Raw genomic sequence first — 21,158 nt, 5'->3', positions numbered from 1 at the left:
ATTACACGAATCGCGCCCATCTCAATGGCTTATGGAGAGGTTTTCAACCACATTTGGTCCGTCGGCGGCGGTTCACGACGCCTGGCTGGAGGCCTTCTGCTTGGCCTTGCGACTGAGATGCGCCTTCAGCACCCTCTGCTTCAGGACGTTCGACGCCTTGAAGGTCATCACCCGCCGCGGGGAAATCGGCACTTCCTCGCCGGTTTTCGGGTTACGCCCGATGCGTTCGTTCTTGTCGCGCACCTGGAACGTCGCGAAAGAGGACAGCTTCACGCTCTCGCCACGCACGATTGCGTTGCAAATCTCGTCGATAACGGTCTCCACCAGTTCGGCGGACTCCGTCCGGGACAAGCCCACCTTGCGAAAGACCGACTCAGCCAAGTCTGCTCGCGTTACCGTTTTTCCGCTCATCTTCCCCCACCGATATCTGGCATTGCCGATCAGCGATGGAAGACTATTGCCCTTGCCTTTTTCGGTCAAGCGCCTGCGGTGGTTCAATTATTTTCTTACCAGCGGATGAGAACGGAACCCCAGGTGAAGCCGCCGCCCATGGCTTCGAGCATCACCAGGTCGCCCTTCTTGATGCGACCGTCGGACGCCGCGGTCTCGAGGGCGAGCGGGATCGAGGCTGCGGAGGTGTTGCCATGCAGGTCCACGGTCACCACAACCTTTTCGTTCGGAATGCCGAGCTTCTTCGCCGAGCCGTCGATGATGCGGCGATTGGCCTGATGCGGGACGAGCCAATCGACGTCGTCCGCCGTCGTCCCGGTCGCCTCGAAGGCCGCCTCGATCACGTCGGTGATCATGCCGACCGCGTGCTTGAAGACCTCGCGCCCCTCCATGCGGAGATGGCCGACGGTGCCGGTCGTCGACGGGCCGCCATCGACATAGAGCTTGTCGCCGTGAATGCCGTCGGAGCGCAGCTGGGCCGTCAGCACGCCCCGGTCGGCATTGGTGCCTTCGCCTTGCTGCGCCTCGAGGATGATCGCGCCGGCGCCGTCGCCGAAGAGCACGCAGGTCGTCCGGTCGGTCCAGTCGAGGATGCGCGAGAAGGTCTCGGCGCCGATCACTAGCGCCCGCTTTGCGAGCCCCCCGCGAATATATGCGTCCGCCGTCGCGACCGCATAGACGAAGCCGGAGCAGACGGCCTGCAGGTCGAAGGCCGCACCGTGGCGCATGCCGAGACGGTTCTGGATGTTCACCGCGGTCGCCGGGAAGGTGTTGTCCGGGGTCGAGGTCGCGACGATGATGAGGTCGAGATCGTCCGCCGTCATATCCGCACGCTTGAGCGCGGCGCGCGCGGCCGCCTCGCCGAGGGATGCGGTCGTCTCGCCCTCGCCGGCGATATGGCGCTGGCGAATCCCGGTCCGCTGCACGATCCACTCGTCGGACGTGTCGACCCTCGATTCCATTTCCTTGTTGGTCATCACCCGCTTCGGCAGTGCTGCGCCGAAGCCGCGAACGACAGAACGGATCATCTACTCAAACCTCATCATTCATGCCCGCGGGAGCGCCTGCGACGGCTGGTCGCCGTGATAGCGCGCCAGATCGGCCTCGATCTTCGCCTTCAGTCCGTTCTTCACCATGTCGTAGCCGACATCGATCGCCGCGGCGAAACCTTCGGCATCCGCGCCGCCATGGCTCTTGATGACGACGCCGTTCAAGCCCAGGAACACGCCGCCATTGACCTTGCGCGGATCCATCTTCTCGCGCAGCCGATCGAAGGCGCTCTTGGCAAGGATGTAGCCGACCTTCGCGAAAATCGTGCGCGACATCGCCGAGCGAAGATATTCGGCGATCTGGCGGGCCGTGCCCTCCGCCGCCTTGAGCGCGATGTTGCCGGAGAAGCCCTCGGTGACCACGACGTCGACGGTGCCGCGGCCGATATCGTCGCCTTCGACGAAGCCGTAGTATTCGATGCCCTCGATCTCGGCCTCGCGGATGAGACGCCCGGCTTCCTTGACCTCTTCCTGCCCCTTGATCTCCTCCACGCCGACGTTCAAGAGGCCGACGGAGGGACGTTCGACCTCGAACAGGGCGCGGGCCATGGCGCCGCCCATCAGGGCGAAATCCATGAGCTGTTGCGCGTCGGCGCCGATCGTCGCGCCGACATCGAGCACGATGCTCTCGCCTTTAAGCGTCGGCCAGATGGCGGCGATCGCCGGGCGCTGTATGCCTTGCATGGTTCTCAGACAGAAGACCGACATCGCCATCAGGGCGCCGGTGTTGCCGGCCGAGACCACCACATCCGCCTCCCCGGCATTGATGGCGTCGATCGCTTTCCACATGCTCGACTTGCCGCGGCCGCGCCTCAACGCCTGGCTCGGCTTTTCGTCCATGCCGACGGCGATCTCGCATTCGTGAAAGGTACTGCTCGCCTTGAGCTTCGGGTACTTGGCCAGCAATTCGGCGCACCGCGCTTCCTGGCCGAAAAGGACAAATTTTATGTCCGGATGACGTTCGAGCGCCCTTGCGGCGCCCGGGATGACGACCTCAGGACCATAGTCGCCGCCCATGACGTCAAGTGAAATTCTGACCACGCGTGTCTTATCCTTTTTTCCCGCCACGCAACGCGGCTCGCCCCTCAAGCCTTCAAGCGGCGGCGATCCTTGTTCCTTCTGACACTTGGGCCAGCATGCAACGTTCCGGCACAACGGCCCCATCGGCTGGAGTCGGGCCAAAATACTGGTTTTCGCCTGCGTGACAACCGAATTGTAGACCCGGCCTATCCCGTTTCAATCCTTTTTCCAATCCTTGAGCACCGCAAACGGGTTCGGCCGCTTGTCATCCTCGGCGGAGCTCTCGATGCGTGCGCCGAAGACGGCGCCCTCCTTGCGCGGATAGGGGTCGATGGCGAGCGCCACATGCTCGCTGACGACCGCGCCGGCATCGATCGTGTCGCCCTCGAACGTGTCCGGAATATCCGGCCCAGCCGGATCGAGGATCATTTCGCCGCCGTCATTATCCGCCCGGCGGGCGAGCCGCGAGCCTTCCGGCACGAAGATCGCCTCGACGGGCTCGCGGATATCGGCCTCGACAGGCTCGAGCGTCACGACGCAGCTCTGCACGATGCGCGCCTGAACCTCGCCCTTGATCTTCACGCCGTCCTTCTTCCAGCGGGCGATCTGCAGCTCGGCCGTGAGCGACAGGACGTCGTTGACGTTCCAAAGCAAGGCGAGCGCGCGGCGCTCCGCCTCGTTCGCCGACAGATGGACGCTGACCGGATTGGCCGATATGTGCCCCACCCTCACCGGGTAGGAGAATGCCGGCTTGCCCTCGTGCTTCATGATGAGATCCTTTCTCCGCCCGGTGCCGCGGCCTCGCGACGGCTGCGCCGCGCACCTGCCCGGGCGAGACATCGATGCGCCTAATACGCCCCGGCCGGCGGGATGCGCAACTGCCCGGTTTCGACCAGATCCTCCGAGGCTTCCGACAGCGCGGCTTCGACGGCAATGAGGTAGGAGGCCAGGCCCTCCATCGGCGGCGCATCGTCCGCCTCCGGATGAAAATTGCGCCGCAACGCCGCGGCCAATGCTTGACCGTCGCCGCTCTCAAGCGCTGCCGCATAGGATTCGAGGCGGCCGTAGAACATCCCGGCGAATCTCTTCATCTTCTTCGGCACGCTCACGTCGCCGACGCCGAGCTCGCGGATCGAATGGTCCACATCCTCGAAAAAGGCATCGACGATCTCTTGGGCGATCTCCTGACCGGCCCGCGCAGAAGCGCGCGTGCGGCGGAAATAAAGGATCAGGATTGCCGACAACATCTCGAAGCGGCCCATCACGGTATCGGGCACGCCGAGGTCGGTATAGAGAACCGGCTGGCGCGCCGCAGCGGTCAAGGCCGCATATTGGCGCTCCACGATCGCCGTGTTGCCGCTTTTCTTCTTGAACAGTCCAAAAATCATCACAAAGCCCAGCTCTGGCTTTTCGAAATCATGGGCAAGCGCCCCATCCCATTGTTGCATGATAGCCGAAGCTGGTTTACCGAAGCAGGCGCGAATTGCAATGGTGGGCCTGGCATCGTTACTCCGAGGGGAGCAGTCGTTGACGAAGCGGTATTTGACAACAAACTTGAAGGTTCTGAGCCGTGCCGTGCTCGTGGCGTCCCTAGGCACGGCGGCGCTGGCGGGCTGCCAGGGGATGGAAGTCGGCGAAGTCCTGCACCAGGGCTATGTCGTCGACCAGGAAACGCTGAACCTCGTCCCGGTGGGGTCGAGCCGCGAGCAGGTTCTGCTCTCGCTCGGCACGCCATCGACGACCGCGACGTTCGACAACGAGGTCTTCTACTACATCTCGCAGACGCGCAAGCGGCCGGTCGCCTTCATGAAGCCGAAGATCATCGACCAGTCGATCCTGGCCGTCTATTTCGACAAGGAAGGCGTCGTCAGCCAGCTCGCGCATTACACGCTGAAGGACGGCAAGGTCTTCGACATGCTGTCGCGCACGACGCCGACCGGCGGCAAGGAATCGAGCTTCCTCGGCCAGCTCCTGAGCGGCCCCGGCGCCGGACAGGCCGCGGCGAAAAACCTGTTCAAGGACTTCGGCAAGAATCCCTGATTGTGAAGCACCTACGCAGAAAGGCCCGCGAACCTCGTTCGCGGGCCTTTTTCGTTTCTGCGGAGACGCGGCTCAAGCCAGCACGGCCAGCAGGAGCAGTGCGACGATATTGGTGATCTTGATCGCCGGGTTGACGGCGGGCCCCGCCGTATCCTTGTAGGGATCGCCGACGGTATCGCCCGTCACCGAAGCCTTGTGGGCCTCGGAGCCCTTCATGTGGCGCGTGCCGTTCCGGTCGACGAAGCCATCCTCGAAGCTCTTCTTGGCATTGTCCCAGGCGCCGCCGCCGGACGTCATCGAGACGGCCACGAACAAGCCGTTGACGATGACCCCTAGGAGCGAAGCGCCGAGCGCCGCGAAGGCGGAGGCCTTGGAGCCCGAGAGCAGCAGGACGCCGAAATAGACAACGATGGGCGCAAGAACCGGCAGAAGCGACGGGATGATCATTTCGCGTATGGCGGCCTTGGTCAGCATGTCGACGGCGCGGCCATAGTCGGGCCGATCCTTGCCTTCCATGATGCCCGGCTTCTCCTTGAACTGCCGGCGCACCTCCTCGACGACGGCGCCCCCTGCCCTTCCGACGGCGGTCATGGCGATGCCGCCGAAGAGATAGGGAATGAGGCCGCCGAAGATCAGGCCGGCGACGACATAGGGGTTAGACAGGTCGAAGGAGATCGGACCGACATCCGCGAAATAGGCATGCTTGTCGCCATTGGCGGCGAAGTAGGTGAGGTCGTTGGAATAGGCGGCGAACAGCACGAGGGCACCGAGGCCCGCCGAACCGATGGCATAGCCCTTGGTGACGGCCTTCGTCGTGTTGCCGACCGCATCGAGCGCGTCCGTCGACTTGCGCACCTCGGGCGGCAGGTGCGACATCTCGGCGATACCCCCGGCATTGTCGGTAACCGGACCAAAGGCGTCGAGCGCGACGATCATGCCGGCAAGCCCGAGCATCGCCGTGACGGCGATGGCGGTGCCGAAGAGACCGGCGAGCTGGTAGGTCGAGATGATGCCGCCGACGATGACGATCGCCGGCAGCGCCGTCGACTCGAGCGAGACCGCGAGGCCCTGGATCACGTTGGTGCCGTGACCGGTGACGGAGGCCTGGGCGATCGAGTTCACCGGCCGCTTGTTCGTCCCCGTATAGTATTCGGTGATCACCACGATCAGCGCCGTGACGACAAGCCCGAGAATGCCGCATGCAAACAGGGCCCAGCCGGTGACGTCCTTGCCGGCAACCGCGCCGATCGAGTCCCAGCCGATCGTCAGCGACGTCGCGGCGCCGAGGCCGAAGATCGACAGCGCGCCGGTGACGATGAGCCCGCGATAGAGCGCCCCCATGATCGAGCCGTTGGTGCCGAGCTTGACGAAGAAGGTGCCGACGATGGACGTGATGATGCAGGCCGCGCAGATCGCCAGCGGATAGACCATGACGGTCGAGAGGATCGGCGTTCCGGCGAAGAAGATCGACGCAAGCACCATCGTCGCGACGACCGAGACCGCATAGGTCTCGAAGAGGTCGGCCGCCATGCCGGCGCAGTCGCCGACATTGTCGCCGACATTGTCGGCGATCGTCGCGGGATTGCGCGGATCGTCCTCCGGAATGCCCGCTTCCACCTTGCCGACGAGATCGCCGCCGACATCGGCTCCCTTGGTGAAGATGCCGCCGCCGAGACGGGCGAAGATCGAAATCAGCGATGCGCCGAAGCCGAGCGCCACGAGCGCATCGATCACCTCGCGCGAGGCCGGCTCATGCCCCAGGCCGGCGGTGAGTACCAGGTAATAGACCGACACGCCCAGGAGGGCGAGGCCCGCCACAAGGAGGCCGGTGATTGCGCCGGATTTGAAGGCGATGTCGAGACCGGAGGCGAGGCTGACCGATGCTGCCTGGGCCGTGCGGACATTGGCCCTGACCGAGACATGCATGCCGATGAAGCCCGCCGCGCCCGACAGCACCGCACCGATCAGGAAACCGATGGCGGCAGCGCTCGAGAGCAGAATCCACGCGGCGATGAAGACGACGACACCGACGATGGCAATGGTGGTGTATTGACGCATGAGGTAGGCCTGCGCCCCCTCTCTGATAAAGCCTGCGATCTCCTGCATGCGGGCATTTCCCTGGTCGGCGGCAAGCACCGACTGTGTCGCCCAGATGGCATAGGCCACTGAAAGCAACCCGCATGCGATAACGCCCAGAAGTATGGTCATTTCGCATTATCCTCCGTTTCAACCTGCAGGCTTACTCCCTGCCGCAGGCCCCTCAATCCGCGAATCGCGCGCCGCCTCCTCAAGCGGCGCGCTTTCACGGCGCGGCCAGAGTGCGGTTGCGAATGTGGATCGTCAAGCCCCTGATAATGCCCTGCGTGCTGGAATTTCAGGGGCTTGGCGGGACTTCGGAGAAACGCTCAGGCGGCTGCCCGCTTGTCCGCGTGCTTCAGCAAGAGCAGAAGGAAAAGGCAGATGCCGGCGACGGGCCAGACGACGGAGTTGAGCGTGTCCCACCCATAGGCATCGAGAACCTTGCCGGAGGCGAAGGAAGAGCCGGCAACGGTCGAGAAGAGAACGATGTCGTGGAAAGCCTGGACCTTGTCCGCCTCGTGCGGCCGATAGCTCTGCGCGACGATCGCGGTTGCGCCGATGAAGCCGAAATTCCAGCCGAGTCCGAGCAGGACGAGCGCTGCCCAGAAGTTCCAGAGCGCAACGCCCAGGTGGGCGATCGCCGCGCAGGCCATCAGCAGGATCAGGCCGCAGCCGACGATGCGCTCGGCGCCGAAGCGGCTGATCAGCCAGCCCGTGACGAAACTCGGGCCGAACATGGCAAGCACATGCCACTGGATGCCGAGCGTGGCGAGGTCGCTCGAGAGACCGCAACCCACGACCATGGCGACGGGCGCGCCCGTCATCATGAAGGTCATCAGCGCATAGGCGGAAATGCCGCAGATCATGCCGGTCAGAAATCGCTGGCTGCCGACAATCTCGCCGAGAGGCCGAGCGGGAAGCGGCGCATGCCCGGCCGGAGACGCGGCGTGATCGGGCAGCCGCAAGGGGACGAAGAAGAGAAAAGCCAGGAGGCAGATGGGCACCAGGGCAACGAAGGCGCCAGCGAACCAGACCGGGGCGAAATAGTCGCCGACGAGAATGACGATCTGCGGCCCAAGGACCGCCGAGACGATGCCCCCGCCGAGAATCCAGGAAATCGCCTTGGCCTTGAAGAAGGAGGGCGAGGCGTCGGCGGCGGCAAAGCGCAGCTTCTGCGTAAAGCCGTTGGAAGCGCCGAGCACCGCGAGGCCGGAGGCGAAGAACCAGAAGCTTTCCCGGAAGAGCGCGGCGGCGGCCATCACGCCGCCAAGGGCCGCGATCGACGCGCCGATCATGAAGGCAAAGCGCCTGCCGACCAGACGCGACAGGGTCGCGACCAGGATGACGCCGAGCGCCATGCCGACATTATAGGCGGTGAGCGGCGCGGTCGCGAGCGACTTGTCCTCGCCGAGCAACTGGTGGCCGGCAACGCCGCCGACGGCGAAGCTGATCGGTCCGACCACGCCGAGCAGCGCCTGGGCGACGGCAAGCAACAGGACATTGCGCCGCGCCGAGCGCAGAACTTCCCCGATGTCTTCGGCGGCTGCGGCAACCATCGGGGCTATTTCCGCCGCTCGCCGCGAACCTGCTTGGCGATCCGGTCGAGAACGGCATTGACGAGCTTGGGCTCCTCGTCCTCGAAGAAGGCCTTGGCGATCTCGACATATTCGGTGACGATCACCGGAACCGGCACGTCCTTGCGTTCGAGGATCTCGAACGTGCCCGCCCTGAGGATCGCGCGGACGGTGGAATCGAGCCGCGACAGCGCCCAATCGTCCTGGAGGGCCGAGCCGATCAGCGGATCGAGCTTGCGCTGGTCGCGCACGACGCCGGCAACGATCGAGCGGAACCAGGAGGCATCCGCCTTCAGATAGGTGTCGCCGTCCACTTCCTTGCCGAGCCGATGCTCCTCGTATTCGGCGACGATCTCCAGGACGCCGGTGCCGCCGACATCCATCTGGTAAAGCGCCTGAACGGCAGCGAGACGCGCCGCGCCGCGCTGATTGACCTGCTTCGGCGGCTGATCGGAGGGGGTATTCGTCACTGTTCTGCGCCCAGTTTGTTCTTCAGTTCGATCATGGTGAGGGCGGCGCGCGCGGCAAAGCCGCCCTTGTCGCCTTCCGACCGGCGGGCCCGCGCCCAGGCCTGGTCGTCACTCTCGACCGTCAGGATACCATTGCCGAGGGCGAGGCTTTCGCTGACGGCAAGATCCATCAGGGCGCGCGCCGACTCGTTGGCGACGATATCGAAATGATAGGTTTCGCCGCGGATCACCATGCCGAGCGCGACGAAGCCGTCATAGGCGGTACCGCCTTCGTCGGCACCGTCGAGCGCCATGGCGATCGCCGCGGGAACTTCCAACGCCCCCGGCACCGTCACGATATCATAAGTCGCGCCGGCGGCATCGAGCGCGTGTTTCGCTCCATCGAGCAGCGCGTCGGACAGATCGTCATAGAAACGCGCTTCCACGACCAGGATGTGGACGGGCTTGGTCTTCGCCATGGATCACCTGTCTTGAAATAATCGCACCGGACTTCGACGGCGCAGGCGGCGGTCAAACCATGCCCGGCAAGGAATGGCAAGCAAATTCCGCCGACCGGAGGCTATTTGCCGCTTCGCGCCCGCCGCCTCGGCCCCAAGACGTGGGCGGTCGTCGTGGCCGCGGCAGCACTCCCGTGATGCCAGGCCGGACTGCGACGGGCGTATACTATCTTCAAAACCCGAAGTACATTCGCGCTCGATTCTGCAATACCGCGCGGGATCATTTCTTCCCGCCAGGCAGTTGGAGCGAAAATGCAACGCGTTCCCATCATCGAAACCGAGCGGCTGCTCTTGCGCCCCTACCGGCGGGACGACTTTCCGGCCTACGGCGCGCTCTTCGCAGACGAAGAGGTTACGCGCTACGCGGGCGGCGTGCCCTATTCGCGCGAGCAGTCCTGGACGCGCTTTCTCCGTCAGGTCGGCATGTGGCACTATTTCGGCTTCGGCTTCTTCGCGATCCAGGACAAGGCGAGCGGCGCCTTCATCGGCGAAGCCGGTTTTCACGACGCCCATCGCCAGATCACGCCCTCGCTCGAGGGAACCATGGAGATGGGCTGGGCGATCTCCCCCAGGAACCACGGCCGCGGCCTGGCGACGGAGGCGGTCACCGCCGCGCTTGCCTGGGGCGACCGCGAGTTTCCGGCGCTCAAGAAAACCTGCCTCATCGAAACGGGCAACGAGGCCTCGATCCGCGTTGCGATGAAACACGGCTTCAGGGAATTCTGGCGCACGACCTATCACGGCAGGCCGATGATCCTGTTCGAACGGCGCCCGCAAACGGCGGCTTGAGCCGGCCGGCCGTTCTGGCTGCGCACGGCGCGACGGACGCCCCCGGCGAGCCGCGAACATGAACAATTTTTAATTGTTTTTCAGTTGCTTACGCCACTGAAACGACCACATTCCAGCCCACTTTCCTCCTCGTTGGCACGGCGCGAGACCTCAAAGCGCATATACGAGGAAACGCCGCCCCAACCAGTCGAAACCGGTCCAGCGCCCTTCGCTGCGGGTGTCCTCGCCCGCAAACGGCTCGTGCTGGCCTGCGGAACACGCCTCAGCCGGCCGAAGGGCCGGCGCGCGACGGCAGATCCGCTATCCAAAGGAGCATGACAATGAACCGTATCGCGACTTTTTCCGTCATCGCCGCCCTGTCCGCCGTGAGCTTCGGAGAAATCTCCCATGCCGCAAGCGTCGAAATGAACTGGCCGGCTCACATCGACCAAACCGTTCGCACCTTCAGGGGCGACAACTTCCGGGTCGTCGACCTCGACACGCTGAAGCGGCAGAGCGACACCCGGGTGAGGATGGAGGAAGCAACGGCAAACCAGCGCGCCGCCCTGCTCGCCGCCATCGAAGCCAACAAGCCGCTCGCCGCCAAGCTCAGAGCGCAAAACGTAGAGACGACCAATATCGCCGGCGCCGAACAGGCGGCCGACGGCGGGCTGATGATATACGTTCGTTGATCTTTCCCGCAACTTTCGTCCGCCCCTCGAAGGGGCGGACGTCTCATCCCTGCCCGCCTTAAGTCCAGGGCATCTATTCCGTCTTCGGGGCGGGAAACTCCGCCAGCCGTGCGGCATAGCGGGCCATGGTATCGACCTCGAAGTTTACGAGGTCTCCGGCTTTTCGTTCGCCCCAGGTGGTGACTTCGAGCGAATGGCGGATCAAGAGCACGTCGAAGTCGGCGCCGTCGACCTTGTTGACCGTCAGCGAGGTTCCGTCGAGCGCCACCGAGCCCTTGGGCGCCACGAATCTGGCGAGATGCCCCGGCGCCCGCAGCCGGAAGCGCACGGCGTCGCCTTCCAGCTCGACGGAGAGGATCTCCGCCCTGTCATCGACATGGCCGGAGACGATGTGGCCGCCCAGCTCGTCGCCGATCTTGAGCGAGCGCTCGAGATTGATGCGGGTGCCTTCCCGCCACGCGCCGATGGTCGTCAGCCGCAGAGCCTCCTCCCAGGCCTCGACCTCAAACCAGCGCTCGTTACTGCCGGCCTCGGGCAAGGCCGTTACTGTCAGGCATACGCCTGCATGGGCGATGGAGGCGCCCAAGTCGATCGTCTTCGGATCGTAATTGGTGGCAACGCGAAGCCTGATGCCTTCCTTGAGGGGCGTGACCCTTTCGACCGTGCCGATGTCGGTGATGATGCCTGTGAACATCAGATATCTCTCTCATAATCCTCAAAAATATCGTCGCCGTAACGCGCCGTACGCCGGCGCGTGAAGCCTGCCGGAACCGATGTCCGTTCAAATGGGGATGGGATGCCGCCTTCGCCAATGGCGGCAGGACCCGTGAAGAGCAGGATCCGATCGACGAGCCCGGCAGCGAGGAACTCTCCCGCCGCACGTGCGCCGCCCTCGACGAGAAGCGAGGAGATGCCCCGCGAGGCAAGCGCAGTCAGCAGATCGGGGATGGTGTCGGCATTCAGGACCTCGACGCCCGCCGATTCCAGTGCGGCACGGCGCGCGTCGTAATCGCCCCCTCCCCCCGCCTGTGGGGAGAGGGCCGGGGTGAGAGGCGAAGAGATGCCTTCGCCCTGCCCCTCATCCGGCCTGCCGGCCACCTTCTCCCCGTCGGACGGGGAGAAGGGACAAGCGGCATCGCCGGCAACCACGATCAGGGACACCTCGCGCGCCGAGCGCACCAGCTTCGAACCCACCGGCAAATCCAAGCGGCGGTCGAGCACGACGCGAACCGGCGAGCGGTCTTCAAGTCCGGGCATCCGCACGGTCAACTCCGGGTCATCGGCGGTCGCCGTACCGACCCCGACAAGGATCGCATCGGTCTCGGCGCGCAGAACCTGCACTTGCGCGCGGGAGACAGCGCCCGTGATCCGGACCTGCCCCGCCCCTTCGCGGCCGATCATCCCGTCTGCCGAAACCGCAAGCTTCAGAGTCACATAGGGGCGTTTCATCCGCTGTCGCATGAGGTAGGCCTCGAGCGCCCGCTCGCCTTCCTCGTGGAGCACACCGATATCGACGGCGATGCCGGCATTGCGGAGCATCACCACGCCACTGCCGGCGACCCGTTCATCGGGGTCGAGGATCGAAACGACGACACGGGCTACGCCCGAGGCGATCAGCGCATCGGCGCAGGGCGGCGTCTTGCCGTGATGGGCGCAGGGTTCGAGCGTGACATAGGCGGTCGCGCCCCTCGCCTTCTCGCCGGCCTCGGCGAGCGCCTGCGCCTCGGCATGCGGGCGCCCGCCCGGCGCCGTCACGGCGCGGCCGACGATCGTGCCGTCCCTGACGACGAGGCAGCCGACAGAGGGATTGGTGGATGTCTGGCCAAGATTGCGCCGCGCGAGCCGGAGCGCCGCCGCCATGAATCTTTCGTCCTCACGCGTCGGCTCGCTCATGCTTCCTCTCCGCCCTATTCGCCTGGATCGCGCGCGATCTTGGCGCTGATCTCGGCGATGACCTTCTCGAAATCCTCCGCGTGGGAGAAATCGCGATAGACGGACGCGTAGCGGACGAAGGCGACGTCATCGAGACTCTTCAGCGCCTCGAGCACCTGGAGGCCGATTTCCTCGGACGGGATTTCCGTTTCGCCGGAGCTTTCGAGGCGGCGAACGATGCCCGAGACCGCCCGCTCGATCCGGTCGCGATCGACCGGGCGCTTGCGCAGCGCGATCTCGAACGAGCGCAAAAGCTTGTCCCGGTCGAAAGGCACCTTCCGACCGGTCTTCTTGATGATCATCAGCTCGCGCAACTGCACCCGCTCGAAGGTCGTGAAGCGGCCGCCGCAATCCGGGCAGATGCGGCGGCGGCGAATGGCGTTCCCGTCCTCGGCCGGACGGGAATCCTTCACCTGACTGTCTTCGGAACCGCAATAGGGGCAGCGCATGCGGCCTTCCGATCACATGTAGCCGTACATCGGGAACCGGTCGGTGAGCTTGACCACCTTCTCGCGCACGGCCGTTTCGACGGCCGCATTGCCCTCGTCGGAGTTGGCGACCTTGAGGCCGTCGAGGACCTCGACAATGAGTTCGCCGATTTCCTTGAACTCCGCTTCCTTGAAGCCGCGCGTCGTGCCGGCCGGCGCGCCGAGGCGGACGCCGGAGGTGACGAAGGGCTTTTCCGGATCGAAGGGGATGCCGTTCTTGTTGCAGGTGATGTAGGCGCGGCCAAGTGCGGCCTCGGCACGCTTGCCGGTCGCGTTCTTCTTGCGCAGGTCGACGAGCATCAGGTGGTTGTCGGTGCCGCCCGAGACGATGTCGAGGCCGTTGGCCTTCAGCGTTTCGGCAAGGGTGCGGGCGTTCTTGACGATCTGCGCGGCGTAGTCCTTGAAGGAGGGCTGCAGCGCCTCGCCGAGAGCGACGGCCTTGGCGGCGATGACATGCATCAGCGGACCGCCCTGCAGGCCGGGGAAGACGGCCGAGTTGATCTTCTTGGCGATTTCCTCGTCATTGGTGAGGATCATGCCGCCGCGCGGGCCGCGCAGGGACTTGTGGGTGGTCGTGGTCGCGACGTGGCAGTGCGGGAACGGCGACGGATGCTGGCCGCCGGCGACGAGACCGGCGATATGGGCCATGTCGACCATCAGCCAGGCGCCGATCTCGTCGGCGATCTCGCGGAAGCGCTTCCAGTCCCAGATGCGCGAATAGGCGGTGCCGCCGGCGATGATCAGCTTCGGCTTGTGCTTGCGGGCCTTCTCGGCGACGTCGTCCATGTCGAGCAGATGATCGCCTTCGCGCACGCCGTAGGAGACGACGTTGAACCACTTGCCCGACATGTTGACCGGCGAGCCGTGGGTCAGGTGGCCGCCCGAGTTGAGGTCGAGGCCCATGAAAGTGTCGCCCGGCTGCAGCAGCGCCAGGAACACCGCCTGGTTCATCTGCGAGCCCGAGTTCGGCTGGACGTTGGCGAAGTTGACGCCGAAGAGCTTCTTGGCGCGCTCGATCGCCAGTTCCTCGGCGATGTCGACGTACTGGCAGCCACCGTAGTAGCGCTTGCCCGGATAGCCTTCGGCATATTTGTTCGTCATGATCGAGCCCTGGGCCTCGAGCACGGCGCGGGACACGATGTTCTCGGAGGCGATCAGCTCGATCTCGTGGCGCTGGCGACCCAACTCCTTCTCGATCGCACCGAAGATTTCCGGATCGCTGTCGGCGAGAGAGCGGGTGAAGAAGGCGTCATTGGTCTGTGCAAGCATCGGCTCGAGGCTCCTCTCAAAGGTGGCTGTTCTTTAGCTTCCTCGCACGGCAAGAGCAATATCCGCTATGCGGTTTGCGCCATTTCCGCCATCCGCCGCGCCCAGGGATCGCGCCCGCCCAAATGGCGCAAAGGCCGCGCATCACGGTGGAATACGCGGCCTCGATCGAGAAATGCGGTCGCTTCTTATTGCGGCAAGGCGTCGGCGTCGATCGGGCCGGCGGATTGCTCGATGCCCGTCGTCGTCTGCAGCGCAAGTTCCGCCGCGCCGTCGCGCTGGTAGATGTCGTCGCGGAACTGCACGACCTGGTCCTTCGCTGACCAGGCGGTGATATAGGTGAAATAGACCGGGACCTCTTCGACGAGCTTGATCGGCGTGTTGACGCCCGACTTGATCGTCGACTCGATCTGCTGGCGCGACCAGCCCGGCGTCTCCTTCAAGAGCCAGGTGGCAAGGTCGCGGACGTTCTGCACGCGCACGCAGCCCGACGATTCGAAGCGCATCAGCTTGTTGAACAGGCCCTGCTGCGGCGTGTCGTGCATATAGACCGAGTGCTCGTTGTGGAAGTTGATCTTCGTCGACGACATCGCGTTGATCTTGCCCGGGTCCTGGCGAAACATCAGGTTCGGTGCCTTCTCGGCGTTCCAGTCCACCGTTTCCGGCGACACTTCGTTGCCGCTCGCATCGAAAAGGCGGATGGCGTTGCGCTCGAGATAGGTCGGGTCCTTGCGCATCAGCGGCATGATGTCCTTCTGGACGATCGAGCGCGGCGCGGTCCAGTAGGGATTGAGGATCACCTCGTAGATCTTGGAGTTGAGGATCGGCGACTGACGGTCGATCTTGCCGACGATCGCCGTGTGGCGCAGCACGACGCGGCCGTTCTCGACCGCCTCGATATAGGCGGCGGGAATGTTGACCATGACGTAGCGCCGGCCGAGATCGCCGGACATCGCCTGCAGCCGCACGAGGTTGGTCTCGAGTTGGGCGAGCCGGGTCGGGGCGTCGACGTTCATCGCCTTCAGCGTATATTCGCCGATCACGCCGTCCGCCGGCAGGCCGTGGCGCGCCTGGAACCGCTTCACCGCGCCGTCGACGTAGGAATCGAAGGAAGAGGAAATCCCCGCGGACTGCGGCAGGTCGCCGGAGACCATCAGGCGCTGACGCAACTGCTGCACCGAGGGATCGGTGACGCCGAGCTCGAGCCTTACACCGGCCTGCGGGACCTGGGGCCAGCCGCCGCCGGCGACGATCTGCTGATAGTCGAAGATCGCCTGCTGCACATGGCCGATCGTCTCGGGGCCGAAGACGGGCGTATTGGAGAGAACCGCCGTCGCGGTGCGCGACGCCTTGGCGTCGAACTGGTCGTCCCAGGAGCCGCGGCGCGGCGAATTGATGATCTCGCCCAATGCGTCCTGGGCTACGGCGGCGCCTGCCCAGGCGACGGCGCCGACAGTTGCGGCCGAACGCAGAAACGCGCGGCGCGAGAAAGCATCAATTCCGTTCTTTTTCGACATAGTCCCACCATTTCAATGCGCGGATAATCCCGCGCTGCCCGAGCCCTAAAGCGCATCCTGCGATGCGCTTTACCTCTTTGCTTCATGCATGTCGCTATCTCAAAAAGCGCTGGGCACTTTTGAGCGACTTGCATTAGCACGAACGTGGTTAACAAACGTTAACCCCGCGTGCCGCCCCGCTCTCACATCGGCTTCACGATCGTGCGAGCGAGAGCCTCCTCCGGCAGAGCCGACCACGAACCGAATCGCCGTCGAAGGCGCAAGCGCACACCTGCCACGTGCAAGCGTCGCTGTCACAGCAATATGGCCAATTCGTGTCTCGGGGACGCCGCCCGGACGGTCCGGCACGGTTTCGGCCACAACGACATCGCACAGAAAAAGCAAAGGTCGGACACGCAGGGATTGCGCCCGACCCTTGAAACTGAAGGTGAATCTGGATGATCAGAGACGATAGAGGATCTGGTCGTTCCAGAAGCGGTCGAGCCGCTGCAGCAGCTTGTTCATCTGGGCGAATTCATCGGTGCCGATGCCGCCGACCTTCTCGATCGAGCCGATATGTCGCTCGTAGAGCCTGGCGACGGTCTCGGCGATCTCCTGGCCCTCTTCCGTCAGGCTGATGCGGACCGAGCGACGGTCGACGCGGGAGCGCTGATGGTTGATCAGGCCGAGGTCGACAAGCTTCTTGACGTTGTAGGAGACGTTGGAACCGAGATAATAGCCGCGCGAGCGCAGTTCCCCGGCCGTCAGTTCGGAGTTGCCGATGTTGAAGAGCAGGAGGGCCTGGACCGCGTTGACGTCGCTGCGACCCTGGCGGTCGAACTCGTCCTTGATGACGTCGAGCAGGCGGCGATGCAGGCGCTCGACGAGGTGGAGGGATTCCATGTAGAGACCGCGGATGGTGTCTTCCTGGGGGTCTCGGGGCTGCACTGCCTGCGGCTTCATTTTCGTGTTCATTTTCGTGCCTCACTGTTTCGTTTGGCGGTGTTGCTTTGTCTTCCCGCCTTGAGTGAGACCCTATCGAATACGTATAAAATTCTACTTAAACCGCAGCCTTAACATGTACTTACCATCGGCGCAGGCTGTCTCAGGGTGAATCAACCCTTACCTTGCGGGCCTGGCGCCAGCGCTGGAAGAGAAGCGCGGCGCGGAAGAGAACGAAGGTGACGGCGACGGCCGCATGCAGCACGAACAACAGCGGGCGCGGGCCGAAGATGCCGGGATAGAACTTGTCCATCGCGACCTCGATCGCGGCGGCGACGACCCAGACGACCGGGCCCCAGGAGACAAGGAGCCAGAGCCCCATGGCAGCCACCGGATAGACGACGGCGAGCGCGGTGGCCGCGGCGCGCCACTCCGGCGACAGGAGATCGAAGCGGGCGGCGCCGCCGTGGGAAAAACCGATCAGCATCGCCCAGTAGCTCAGCGCGAACCAGAAACAGGACGCGGAGACGAGACGCAGGAACCAGTTGAAGAGCACCTCGGTCAGCGACGGCTTCGGCACATGAGCAGAATCGTGAAGCATGCGCGGCAACATAGGGCGAGCGCCGGCAATCCACCAGCACGAACGGCGGGAAAGCGGAAGAACGCACACGACGCGCGGGAGGAAATGCCGCAGTCCGCAGGCCGCAATGCGGTTTTCAAGCCGTGGAGACGCATGATAAACCGCTTCTCCAACAGGCATGGAAGAAGGATGCACGCGCGATGAACGACAGGGCAAATCTTGTGGACAGGATCACCGGACATCGCCGCATGCGCCGCAACCGCAAGGCCGACTGGACGCGCCGGCTGGTCCAGGAGAACCGGTTGACGGTCAACGACCTGATCTGGCCGATCTTCATCGTCCCCGGCAGCGGCATCGTCCAGCCGATCGAGGCGATGCCCGGCGTCAACCGCATGAGTGTCGACAAGGCCGTCGAGGCGGTGAAGGAGGCGGCCGACCTCGGCATTCCCGCCGTGGCCACCTTCCCCAATATCGAGATGGCGCTGCGCGACGAGACGGGCTCTAACAGCCTCGCCGCCGACAATCTCATCAACCAGGCGACGCGGGCGATCAGGCAAGCCGTGCCGAACATCGGCGTCATCACCGACGTCGCGCTCGACCCCTTCACCAGCCACGGCCATGACGGCATCCTGCGCAACGGCGAGATCGTCAACGACGAGACGGTGGAAACGGTCGCCAGGGCGGCGGTCGTCCAGGCGGATGCCGGCTCCGACATCATCGCGCCGTCCGAGATGATGGACGGGCGGATCGGCGCGATCCGCGAGGCGCTCGACGCCGCCGGCCACCAGAATGTCGGCATCATGTCCTATGCGACGAAATTCGCCTCCGCCTTCTACGGCCCCTATCGCGAGGCGATCGGCACCGGCGGCCTGCTCAAGGGCGACAAGAAGACCTATTACATCGACCCGGCGAACGGCACCGAGGCGATCCGCGACGCGGCACTCGACGTCGAGGAAGGGGCCGACATGCTGATGGTGAAACCGGGCCTGCCCTATCTCGACATCTGCTGGCGGATGAAGGAGGCCTTCGGCCTGCCGGTCTTCGCCTACCAGGTATCGGGCGAGTACACGCAGATCAAGGCGGCAGCGGCCAATGGATGGATCGACGGCGAGCGGGTGATGCTGGAGACGCTGCTTTCCTTCAAGCGGGCCGGTTGCGACGGGATCCTCAGCTACTTCGCCGTCGAAGTGGCGCGCATTCTCGCCAGGCGCTGAGCGGGGGATGGCCGCGACCGGTGCATTGTATTGCCGGATTCGCTCCCCATATTCTGGTTCGGCAGACAATCGAGGCACGCCCATGAGCATGCACAATGAAGAACTGAGGCTTCCGAGTCAGGACTGGCGCGCTTACCAGGGCGTGCTGTCGCGCAGGGTGTTCGCCTTCATCATCGACTATCTGATCATCGCCTTGCTCTGGATCCCTGCGGCGGTCATCGTCTTTTTCCTCGGCCTTCTGACGCTCGGCCTCGGCTTCCTCCTCTATCCGGTGCTCTTCGCGCTGGTGGCGATGCTCTATTTCGGGCTGACCGTCGGCGGTCGTGAGCAGGCTTCGCTTGGCATGAGGATCATGGGTGTCGCGATCGCCCGGACGGACGGACGGCCGATGGACTTCCTGACGGCAATCGTCCACCTGGCGATCTTCTGGATCGCCAACGCCCTGCTGACGCCGCTGATCCTGTTGATCGGTCTCTTCACCGACCGCGGCCGGCTGCTACACGACCTTCTGATCGGCACAGTCGCCGTCCGGCGCGACATGTACTGACGGCGGCGAAACTATCTCCGCCCTGTTTAAAGCCGGCAATCGGCGGAAATCGCCTGTACTTTACGCGCGCTTCGCTGAAGGAGTGTGTTGACGTTTTCCATTCTTCGGCCATGCTATTGAGACAGCCATTGCACGAAGAGTGATCCCCACGCTCGATGAACACGCAGACCGCACCGTCTCCGCAATTCTACCTGACTGCGCCGGCAGCCTGCCCGTATCTGCCGAACCAGATGGAGCGGAAGGTGTTCACCCACATGGTCGGGGAGCGGGCGCCCGAGCTAAACGACCTTCTGACCCAGGGCGGCTTCCGCCGCTCGCAGAACATCGCCTACCGCCCGGCCTGCGAGACCTGTCGCGCCTGCATCTCGGTGCGGATCCTCGCCAATGAATTCGAGCCGACGCGCTCGATGCGCCGCGTGCTTGCCGCCAACCGCGATGTGGTCTCGGCCGAATATCCGGCCGAGCCGTCGAGCGAACAGTACAATCTCTTCCGCCGCTACCTCGACTGTCGCCACCAGAAAGGCGGCATGTCCGACATGTCGGTGCTCGACTATGCGATGATGGTCGAGGATACCCACGTGCACACGAAGATCATCGAGTACCGGCTGCGGGTCGAAGGCGACGGCATCAAGGAAAAGGCGAGAGGCCCGCTGATCGCGACGGCATTGACGGATCGCATGAGCGACGGGCTGTCGATGGTCTATTCCTTCTTCGACCCGGCCCTGTCTGAGCGTTCGCTCGGCACCTACATGATCCTCGACCATATCCGCCGGGCGAAGGAGCGCGGCCTGCCGCATGTCTATCTCGGCTACTGGGTCAAGGGGTCGCGCAAGATGGGCTACAAGACGAAATTCTTGCCGCAGGAGCACTTGATGGCCCGGGGCTGGGAGCGTTATTCCGGCGAGAACGAAGTTACACAAACCGCCACGGATTGAAGATTGTTCCCCTCCTCTGACGCCGCCCGCCACCGGCGCGGCCTTGCCATTACCGGCCTCGGCGGCCTTGCGCTCTCCTTCGACATCCCACTGATCCGTGCGGCGGACGGCGAGGTGTGGTCGATCCTCGCGCTGCGCAGCCTCTCGACCTTCGCGGTTGCGATCGTCGCCTGGTTCGTCCTTAATCGCCTCATGGGCCGGCGTATCGCGCTGATCCCCGGCAAAGCGGGTCTTGTCGCCGGCCTCCTCTACGGCATCAACTCGTTCACGTTCCTGCTCGCGGTCTTCAAAACGTCGACGGCGAACGTCGTCTTCGTGCTGGCGTTCACCTCGATGTTCGCGGCCCTTCTCTCCTGGATCTTCCTTAAGGAGCGCCCCTCCAATGCGACCCTGGTGACGATGGCGATCATGATTTGCGGGGTCGGCTTCATCGTCCAGGACGGGCTCGAAAGCGGCCACCTCTTCGGCGACGCCATGGCCGCCTGCTCGGCCTTCCTGCTCGCAGGCGCCATAACCGTCAGCCGCGCCAGCGGCCGGGACATGGCGCTCGTACCGCTGACGACGGCGATCTTTCCGGCGATTGCCGCGCTCCTGCTCATGCCCTCGGGCGGGTTCACGATCGCGGCGCCCTCCTACATCCTCTTCAACGGCCTGGTGATGATCCCGCTCGCCTTCTTCTGCCTGGCGACCGGACCGCGATACCTTTCCGCGCCGGAGGTCGGCATGTTCTATCTGCTGGAAACCATTCTGGCGCCGATCTGGGTCTGGATCGCGTTCTCCGAAGTGCCCAGGAGCCAGACGCTCCTCGGCGGCGCGATCCTCATCCTTGCGCTTGCCGGCCATTCGCTTTGGCAGATGCGGCTGAGGTCAGCCAGGATGCGGGCGCCCTGCCCGGAGCCGGCCGAATGATTTCCTGCGACGCTCCCTTTTTGGGATGGCCGGCGGGATGGGTTACCTGATTTGGAGCGGGATGCGCACACATGCGTTCGCGCCACCGCCCTATCCGTTTGTTTTGCCGCATTGTGCGACGTCAGGTGATCCACCTGACTGCAAAATGCTCTAGCAGGCTGCTGAAAATCGTGTTGCGTTACCGCAAGCCATCGCGGTGGGTGCGATTTT

At 64.3% G+C, this 21,158-nt stretch carries 23 protein-coding genes; 7 read left to right on the top strand and 16 right to left on the bottom strand.

Translation table 11 applies throughout. The features are described 5' to 3' along the window. Positions 1–72: 72 nt before the first annotated feature. The 5 genes from ATB98_RS23770 to ATB98_RS23750 form a co-directional block, all read right to left on the bottom strand. Positions 73–411 carry an integration host factor subunit alpha gene (locus ATB98_RS23770; RefSeq protein ID WP_066878247.1) on the bottom strand — a complete coding sequence of 113 codons (339 nt, stop codon included), beginning with the start codon at positions 409–411 and terminating at the stop codon, positions 73–75. Positions 412–506: 95 nt separating this feature from the next. Further along, positions 507–1,478 (bottom strand): beta-ketoacyl-ACP synthase III, encoded by a 972-nt coding sequence (locus ATB98_RS23765; protein WP_066878162.1) that lies wholly within the window; start codon positions 1,476–1,478, stop codon positions 507–509. Positions 1,479–1,496: 18 nt separating this feature from the next. Continuing rightward, a complete protein-coding gene (gene plsX / locus ATB98_RS23760; RefSeq protein ID WP_066878160.1) occupies positions 1,497–2,540 on the bottom strand; it encodes a phosphate acyltransferase PlsX in 1,044 nt (347 codons plus the stop codon). 195 nt (positions 2,541–2,735) lie between these two features. Then, on the bottom strand, positions 2,736–3,287 hold the full coding sequence (locus ATB98_RS23755; RefSeq protein ID WP_066878158.1) for a YceD family protein: 552 nt from the start codon (positions 3,285–3,287) through the stop codon (positions 2,736–2,738). An 80-nt stretch (positions 3,288–3,367) separates the two neighbouring features. Beyond that, the gene (locus tag ATB98_RS23750; protein ID WP_066878156.1) at positions 3,368–3,907 is read right to left on the bottom strand and encodes a ubiquinol-cytochrome C chaperone family protein; all 540 of its coding nucleotides are present in this window, start codon (positions 3,905–3,907) and stop codon (positions 3,368–3,370) included. A 139-nt stretch (positions 3,908–4,046) separates the two neighbouring features. Between ATB98_RS23750 and ATB98_RS23745 the strand changes: the two genes are divergently transcribed. After that, on the top strand, positions 4,047–4,559 hold the full coding sequence (locus ATB98_RS23745; protein WP_084435759.1) for an outer membrane protein assembly factor BamE: 513 nt from the start codon (positions 4,047–4,049) through the stop codon (positions 4,557–4,559). Between the two features lie 72 nt (positions 4,560–4,631). Here ATB98_RS23745 and ATB98_RS23740 read toward each other — a convergent pair whose 3' ends face one another. From ATB98_RS23740 to ribH, 4 genes are all read right to left on the bottom strand, one after another. Further along, complete coding sequence (locus tag ATB98_RS23740) at positions 4,632–6,767, bottom strand: sodium-translocating pyrophosphatase (protein WP_066878152.1); 2,136 nt, start codon at positions 6,765–6,767, stop codon at positions 4,632–4,634. 197 nt (positions 6,768–6,964) lie between these two features. Next, a complete protein-coding gene (locus ATB98_RS23735) occupies positions 6,965–8,194 on the bottom strand; it encodes an MFS transporter (protein ID WP_066878150.1) in 1,230 nt (409 codons plus the stop codon). A gap of 5 nt (positions 8,195–8,199) precedes the next feature. Then, a complete protein-coding gene (gene nusB / locus ATB98_RS23730) occupies positions 8,200–8,682 on the bottom strand; it encodes a transcription antitermination factor NusB (RefSeq protein WP_066878148.1) in 483 nt (160 codons plus the stop codon). Further along, positions 8,679–9,140, bottom strand: coding sequence for a 6,7-dimethyl-8-ribityllumazine synthase (gene ribH / locus ATB98_RS23725; RefSeq protein WP_066878147.1), 462 nt, complete (start codon positions 9,138–9,140; stop codon positions 8,679–8,681). The genes nusB and ribH overlap by 4 nt, the downstream gene beginning before the upstream one ends. Positions 9,141–9,431: 291 nt before the next feature. Between ribH and ATB98_RS23720 the strand changes: the two genes are divergently transcribed. Both ATB98_RS23720 and ATB98_RS23715 read left to right on the top strand, forming a co-directional pair. Further along, positions 9,432–9,968, top strand: coding sequence for a GNAT family N-acetyltransferase (locus ATB98_RS23720; RefSeq protein WP_066878145.1), 537 nt, complete (start codon positions 9,432–9,434; stop codon positions 9,966–9,968). Between the two features lie 320 nt (positions 9,969–10,288). Next, positions 10,289–10,639, top strand: a complete 351-nt coding sequence (locus ATB98_RS23715; RefSeq protein ID WP_066878143.1) for a hypothetical protein — start codon at positions 10,289–10,291, stop codon at positions 10,637–10,639. 73 nt (positions 10,640–10,712) lie between these two features. Here ATB98_RS23715 and ATB98_RS23710 read toward each other — a convergent pair whose 3' ends face one another. From ATB98_RS23710 to ATB98_RS23680, 7 genes are all read right to left on the bottom strand, one after another. Continuing rightward, on the bottom strand, positions 10,713–11,333 hold the full coding sequence (locus ATB98_RS23710) for a riboflavin synthase (RefSeq protein WP_066878141.1): 621 nt from the start codon (positions 11,331–11,333) through the stop codon (positions 10,713–10,715). Then, positions 11,333–12,532 (bottom strand): bifunctional diaminohydroxyphosphoribosylaminopyrimidine deaminase/5-amino-6-(5-phosphoribosylamino)uracil reductase RibD, encoded by a 1,200-nt coding sequence (gene ribD, locus ATB98_RS23705; RefSeq protein WP_066878139.1) that lies wholly within the window; start codon positions 12,530–12,532, stop codon positions 11,333–11,335. Before ribD ends, ATB98_RS23710 begins: the two co-directional genes overlap by 1 nt. A 14-nt stretch (positions 12,533–12,546) precedes the next feature. Beyond that, positions 12,547–13,020 carry a transcriptional regulator NrdR gene (gene nrdR, locus ATB98_RS23700; protein WP_003529310.1) on the bottom strand — a complete coding sequence of 158 codons (474 nt, stop codon included), beginning with the start codon at positions 13,018–13,020 and terminating at the stop codon, positions 12,547–12,549. A gap of 12 nt (positions 13,021–13,032) precedes the next feature. Further along, the gene (glyA, locus tag ATB98_RS23695; RefSeq protein WP_066878137.1) at positions 13,033–14,328 is read right to left on the bottom strand and encodes a serine hydroxymethyltransferase; all 1,296 of its coding nucleotides are present in this window, start codon (positions 14,326–14,328) and stop codon (positions 13,033–13,035) included. A gap of 185 nt (positions 14,329–14,513) precedes the next feature. Then, positions 14,514–15,842: a L,D-transpeptidase family protein gene (locus ATB98_RS23690; protein ID WP_066878135.1), complete on the bottom strand. Its 1,329-nt coding sequence runs from the start codon at positions 15,840–15,842 to the stop codon at positions 14,514–14,516. Between the two features lie 441 nt (positions 15,843–16,283). Further along, on the bottom strand, positions 16,284–16,796 hold the full coding sequence (ldtR, locus tag ATB98_RS23685; protein ID WP_066878132.1) for a transcriptional regulator LdtR: 513 nt from the start codon (positions 16,794–16,796) through the stop codon (positions 16,284–16,286). A gap of 130 nt (positions 16,797–16,926) precedes the next feature. Continuing rightward, positions 16,927–17,364: a DUF6163 family protein gene (locus ATB98_RS23680; RefSeq protein WP_066878245.1), complete on the bottom strand. Its 438-nt coding sequence runs from the start codon at positions 17,362–17,364 to the stop codon at positions 16,927–16,929. 179 nt (positions 17,365–17,543) lie between these two features. Between ATB98_RS23680 and hemB the strand changes: the two genes are divergently transcribed. The 4 genes from hemB (at position 17,544) to ATB98_RS23660 (ending at position 20,948) form a co-directional block, all read left to right on the top strand. Then, positions 17,544–18,557, top strand: a complete 1,014-nt coding sequence (gene hemB / locus ATB98_RS23675; protein ID WP_066878130.1) for a porphobilinogen synthase — start codon at positions 17,544–17,546, stop codon at positions 18,555–18,557. Between the two features lie 82 nt (positions 18,558–18,639). Next, a complete protein-coding gene (locus ATB98_RS23670; protein ID WP_066878129.1) occupies positions 18,640–19,104 on the top strand; it encodes an RDD family protein in 465 nt (154 codons plus the stop codon). A 155-nt stretch (positions 19,105–19,259) separates the two neighbouring features. Beyond that, the gene (locus ATB98_RS23665; protein ID WP_066878127.1) at positions 19,260–20,039 is read left to right on the top strand and encodes an arginyltransferase; all 780 of its coding nucleotides are present in this window, start codon (positions 19,260–19,262) and stop codon (positions 20,037–20,039) included. Between the two features lie 3 nt (positions 20,040–20,042). Then, positions 20,043–20,948 (top strand): DMT family transporter, encoded by a 906-nt coding sequence (locus tag ATB98_RS23660; protein ID WP_066878125.1) that lies wholly within the window; start codon positions 20,043–20,045, stop codon positions 20,946–20,948. The last annotated feature ends 210 nt before the right edge of the window (positions 20,949–21,158 follow it).

Source organism: Sinorhizobium saheli, from assembly GCF_001651875.1.
In the GTDB taxonomy this organism is placed as follows: Bacteria; Pseudomonadota; Alphaproteobacteria; order Rhizobiales; family Rhizobiaceae; genus Sinorhizobium; species Sinorhizobium saheli.
The sequence above is the reverse complement of the archived record's forward strand: the minus strand, read 5'-3'. Positions and strand labels throughout refer to the sequence as shown.

Coding starts and splice junctions, on each gene's coding strand:
- ATB98_RS23750 (WP_066878156.1), bottom strand. CDS start 3,907: ATGATTTTTGGACTGTTCAAGAAGAAAAGCGGCAACACGGCGATCGTG.
- ldtR (WP_066878132.1), bottom strand. CDS start 16,796: ATGAACACGAAAATGAAGCCGCAGGCAGTGCAGCCCCGAGACCCCCAG.
- ATB98_RS23740 (WP_066878152.1), bottom strand. CDS start 6,767: ATGACCATACTTCTGGGCGTTATCGCATGCGGGTTGCTTTCAGTGGCC.
- ribH (WP_066878147.1), bottom strand. CDS start 9,140: ATGGCGAAGACCAAGCCCGTCCACATCCTGGTCGTGGAAGCGCGTTTC.
- ATB98_RS23755 (WP_066878158.1), bottom strand. CDS start 3,287: ATGAAGCACGAGGGCAAGCCGGCATTCTCCTACCCGGTGAGGGTGGGG.
- ATB98_RS23665 (WP_066878127.1), top strand. CDS start 19,260: ATGAACACGCAGACCGCACCGTCTCCGCAATTCTACCTGACTGCGCCG.
- ATB98_RS23710 (WP_066878141.1), bottom strand. CDS start 11,333: ATGTTCACAGGCATCATCACCGACATCGGCACGGTCGAAAGGGTCACG.
- glyA (WP_066878137.1), bottom strand. CDS start 14,328: ATGCTTGCACAGACCAATGACGCCTTCTTCACCCGCTCTCTCGCCGAC.
- ATB98_RS23765 (WP_066878162.1), bottom strand. CDS start 1,478: ATGATCCGTTCTGTCGTTCGCGGCTTCGGCGCAGCACTGCCGAAGCGG.
- ATB98_RS23770 (WP_066878247.1), bottom strand. CDS start 411: ATGAGCGGAAAAACGGTAACGCGAGCAGACTTGGCTGAGTCGGTCTTT.
- ATB98_RS23720 (WP_066878145.1), top strand. CDS start 9,432: ATGCAACGCGTTCCCATCATCGAAACCGAGCGGCTGCTCTTGCGCCCC.
- hemB (WP_066878130.1), top strand. CDS start 17,544: ATGAACGACAGGGCAAATCTTGTGGACAGGATCACCGGACATCGCCGC.
- ribD (WP_066878139.1), bottom strand. CDS start 12,532: ATGAGCGAGCCGACGCGTGAGGACGAAAGATTCATGGCGGCGGCGCTC.
- ATB98_RS23690 (WP_066878135.1), bottom strand. CDS start 15,842: ATGTCGAAAAAGAACGGAATTGATGCTTTCTCGCGCCGCGCGTTTCTG.
- ATB98_RS23735 (WP_066878150.1), bottom strand. CDS start 8,194: ATGGTTGCCGCAGCCGCCGAAGACATCGGGGAAGTTCTGCGCTCGGCG.
- ATB98_RS23680 (WP_066878245.1), bottom strand. CDS start 17,364: ATGCTTCACGATTCTGCTCATGTGCCGAAGCCGTCGCTGACCGAGGTG.
- ATB98_RS23670 (WP_066878129.1), top strand. CDS start 18,640: ATGAGCATGCACAATGAAGAACTGAGGCTTCCGAGTCAGGACTGGCGC.
- nrdR (WP_003529310.1), bottom strand. CDS start 13,020: ATGCGCTGCCCCTATTGCGGTTCCGAAGACAGTCAGGTGAAGGATTCC.
- ATB98_RS23715 (WP_066878143.1), top strand. CDS start 10,289: ATGAACCGTATCGCGACTTTTTCCGTCATCGCCGCCCTGTCCGCCGTG.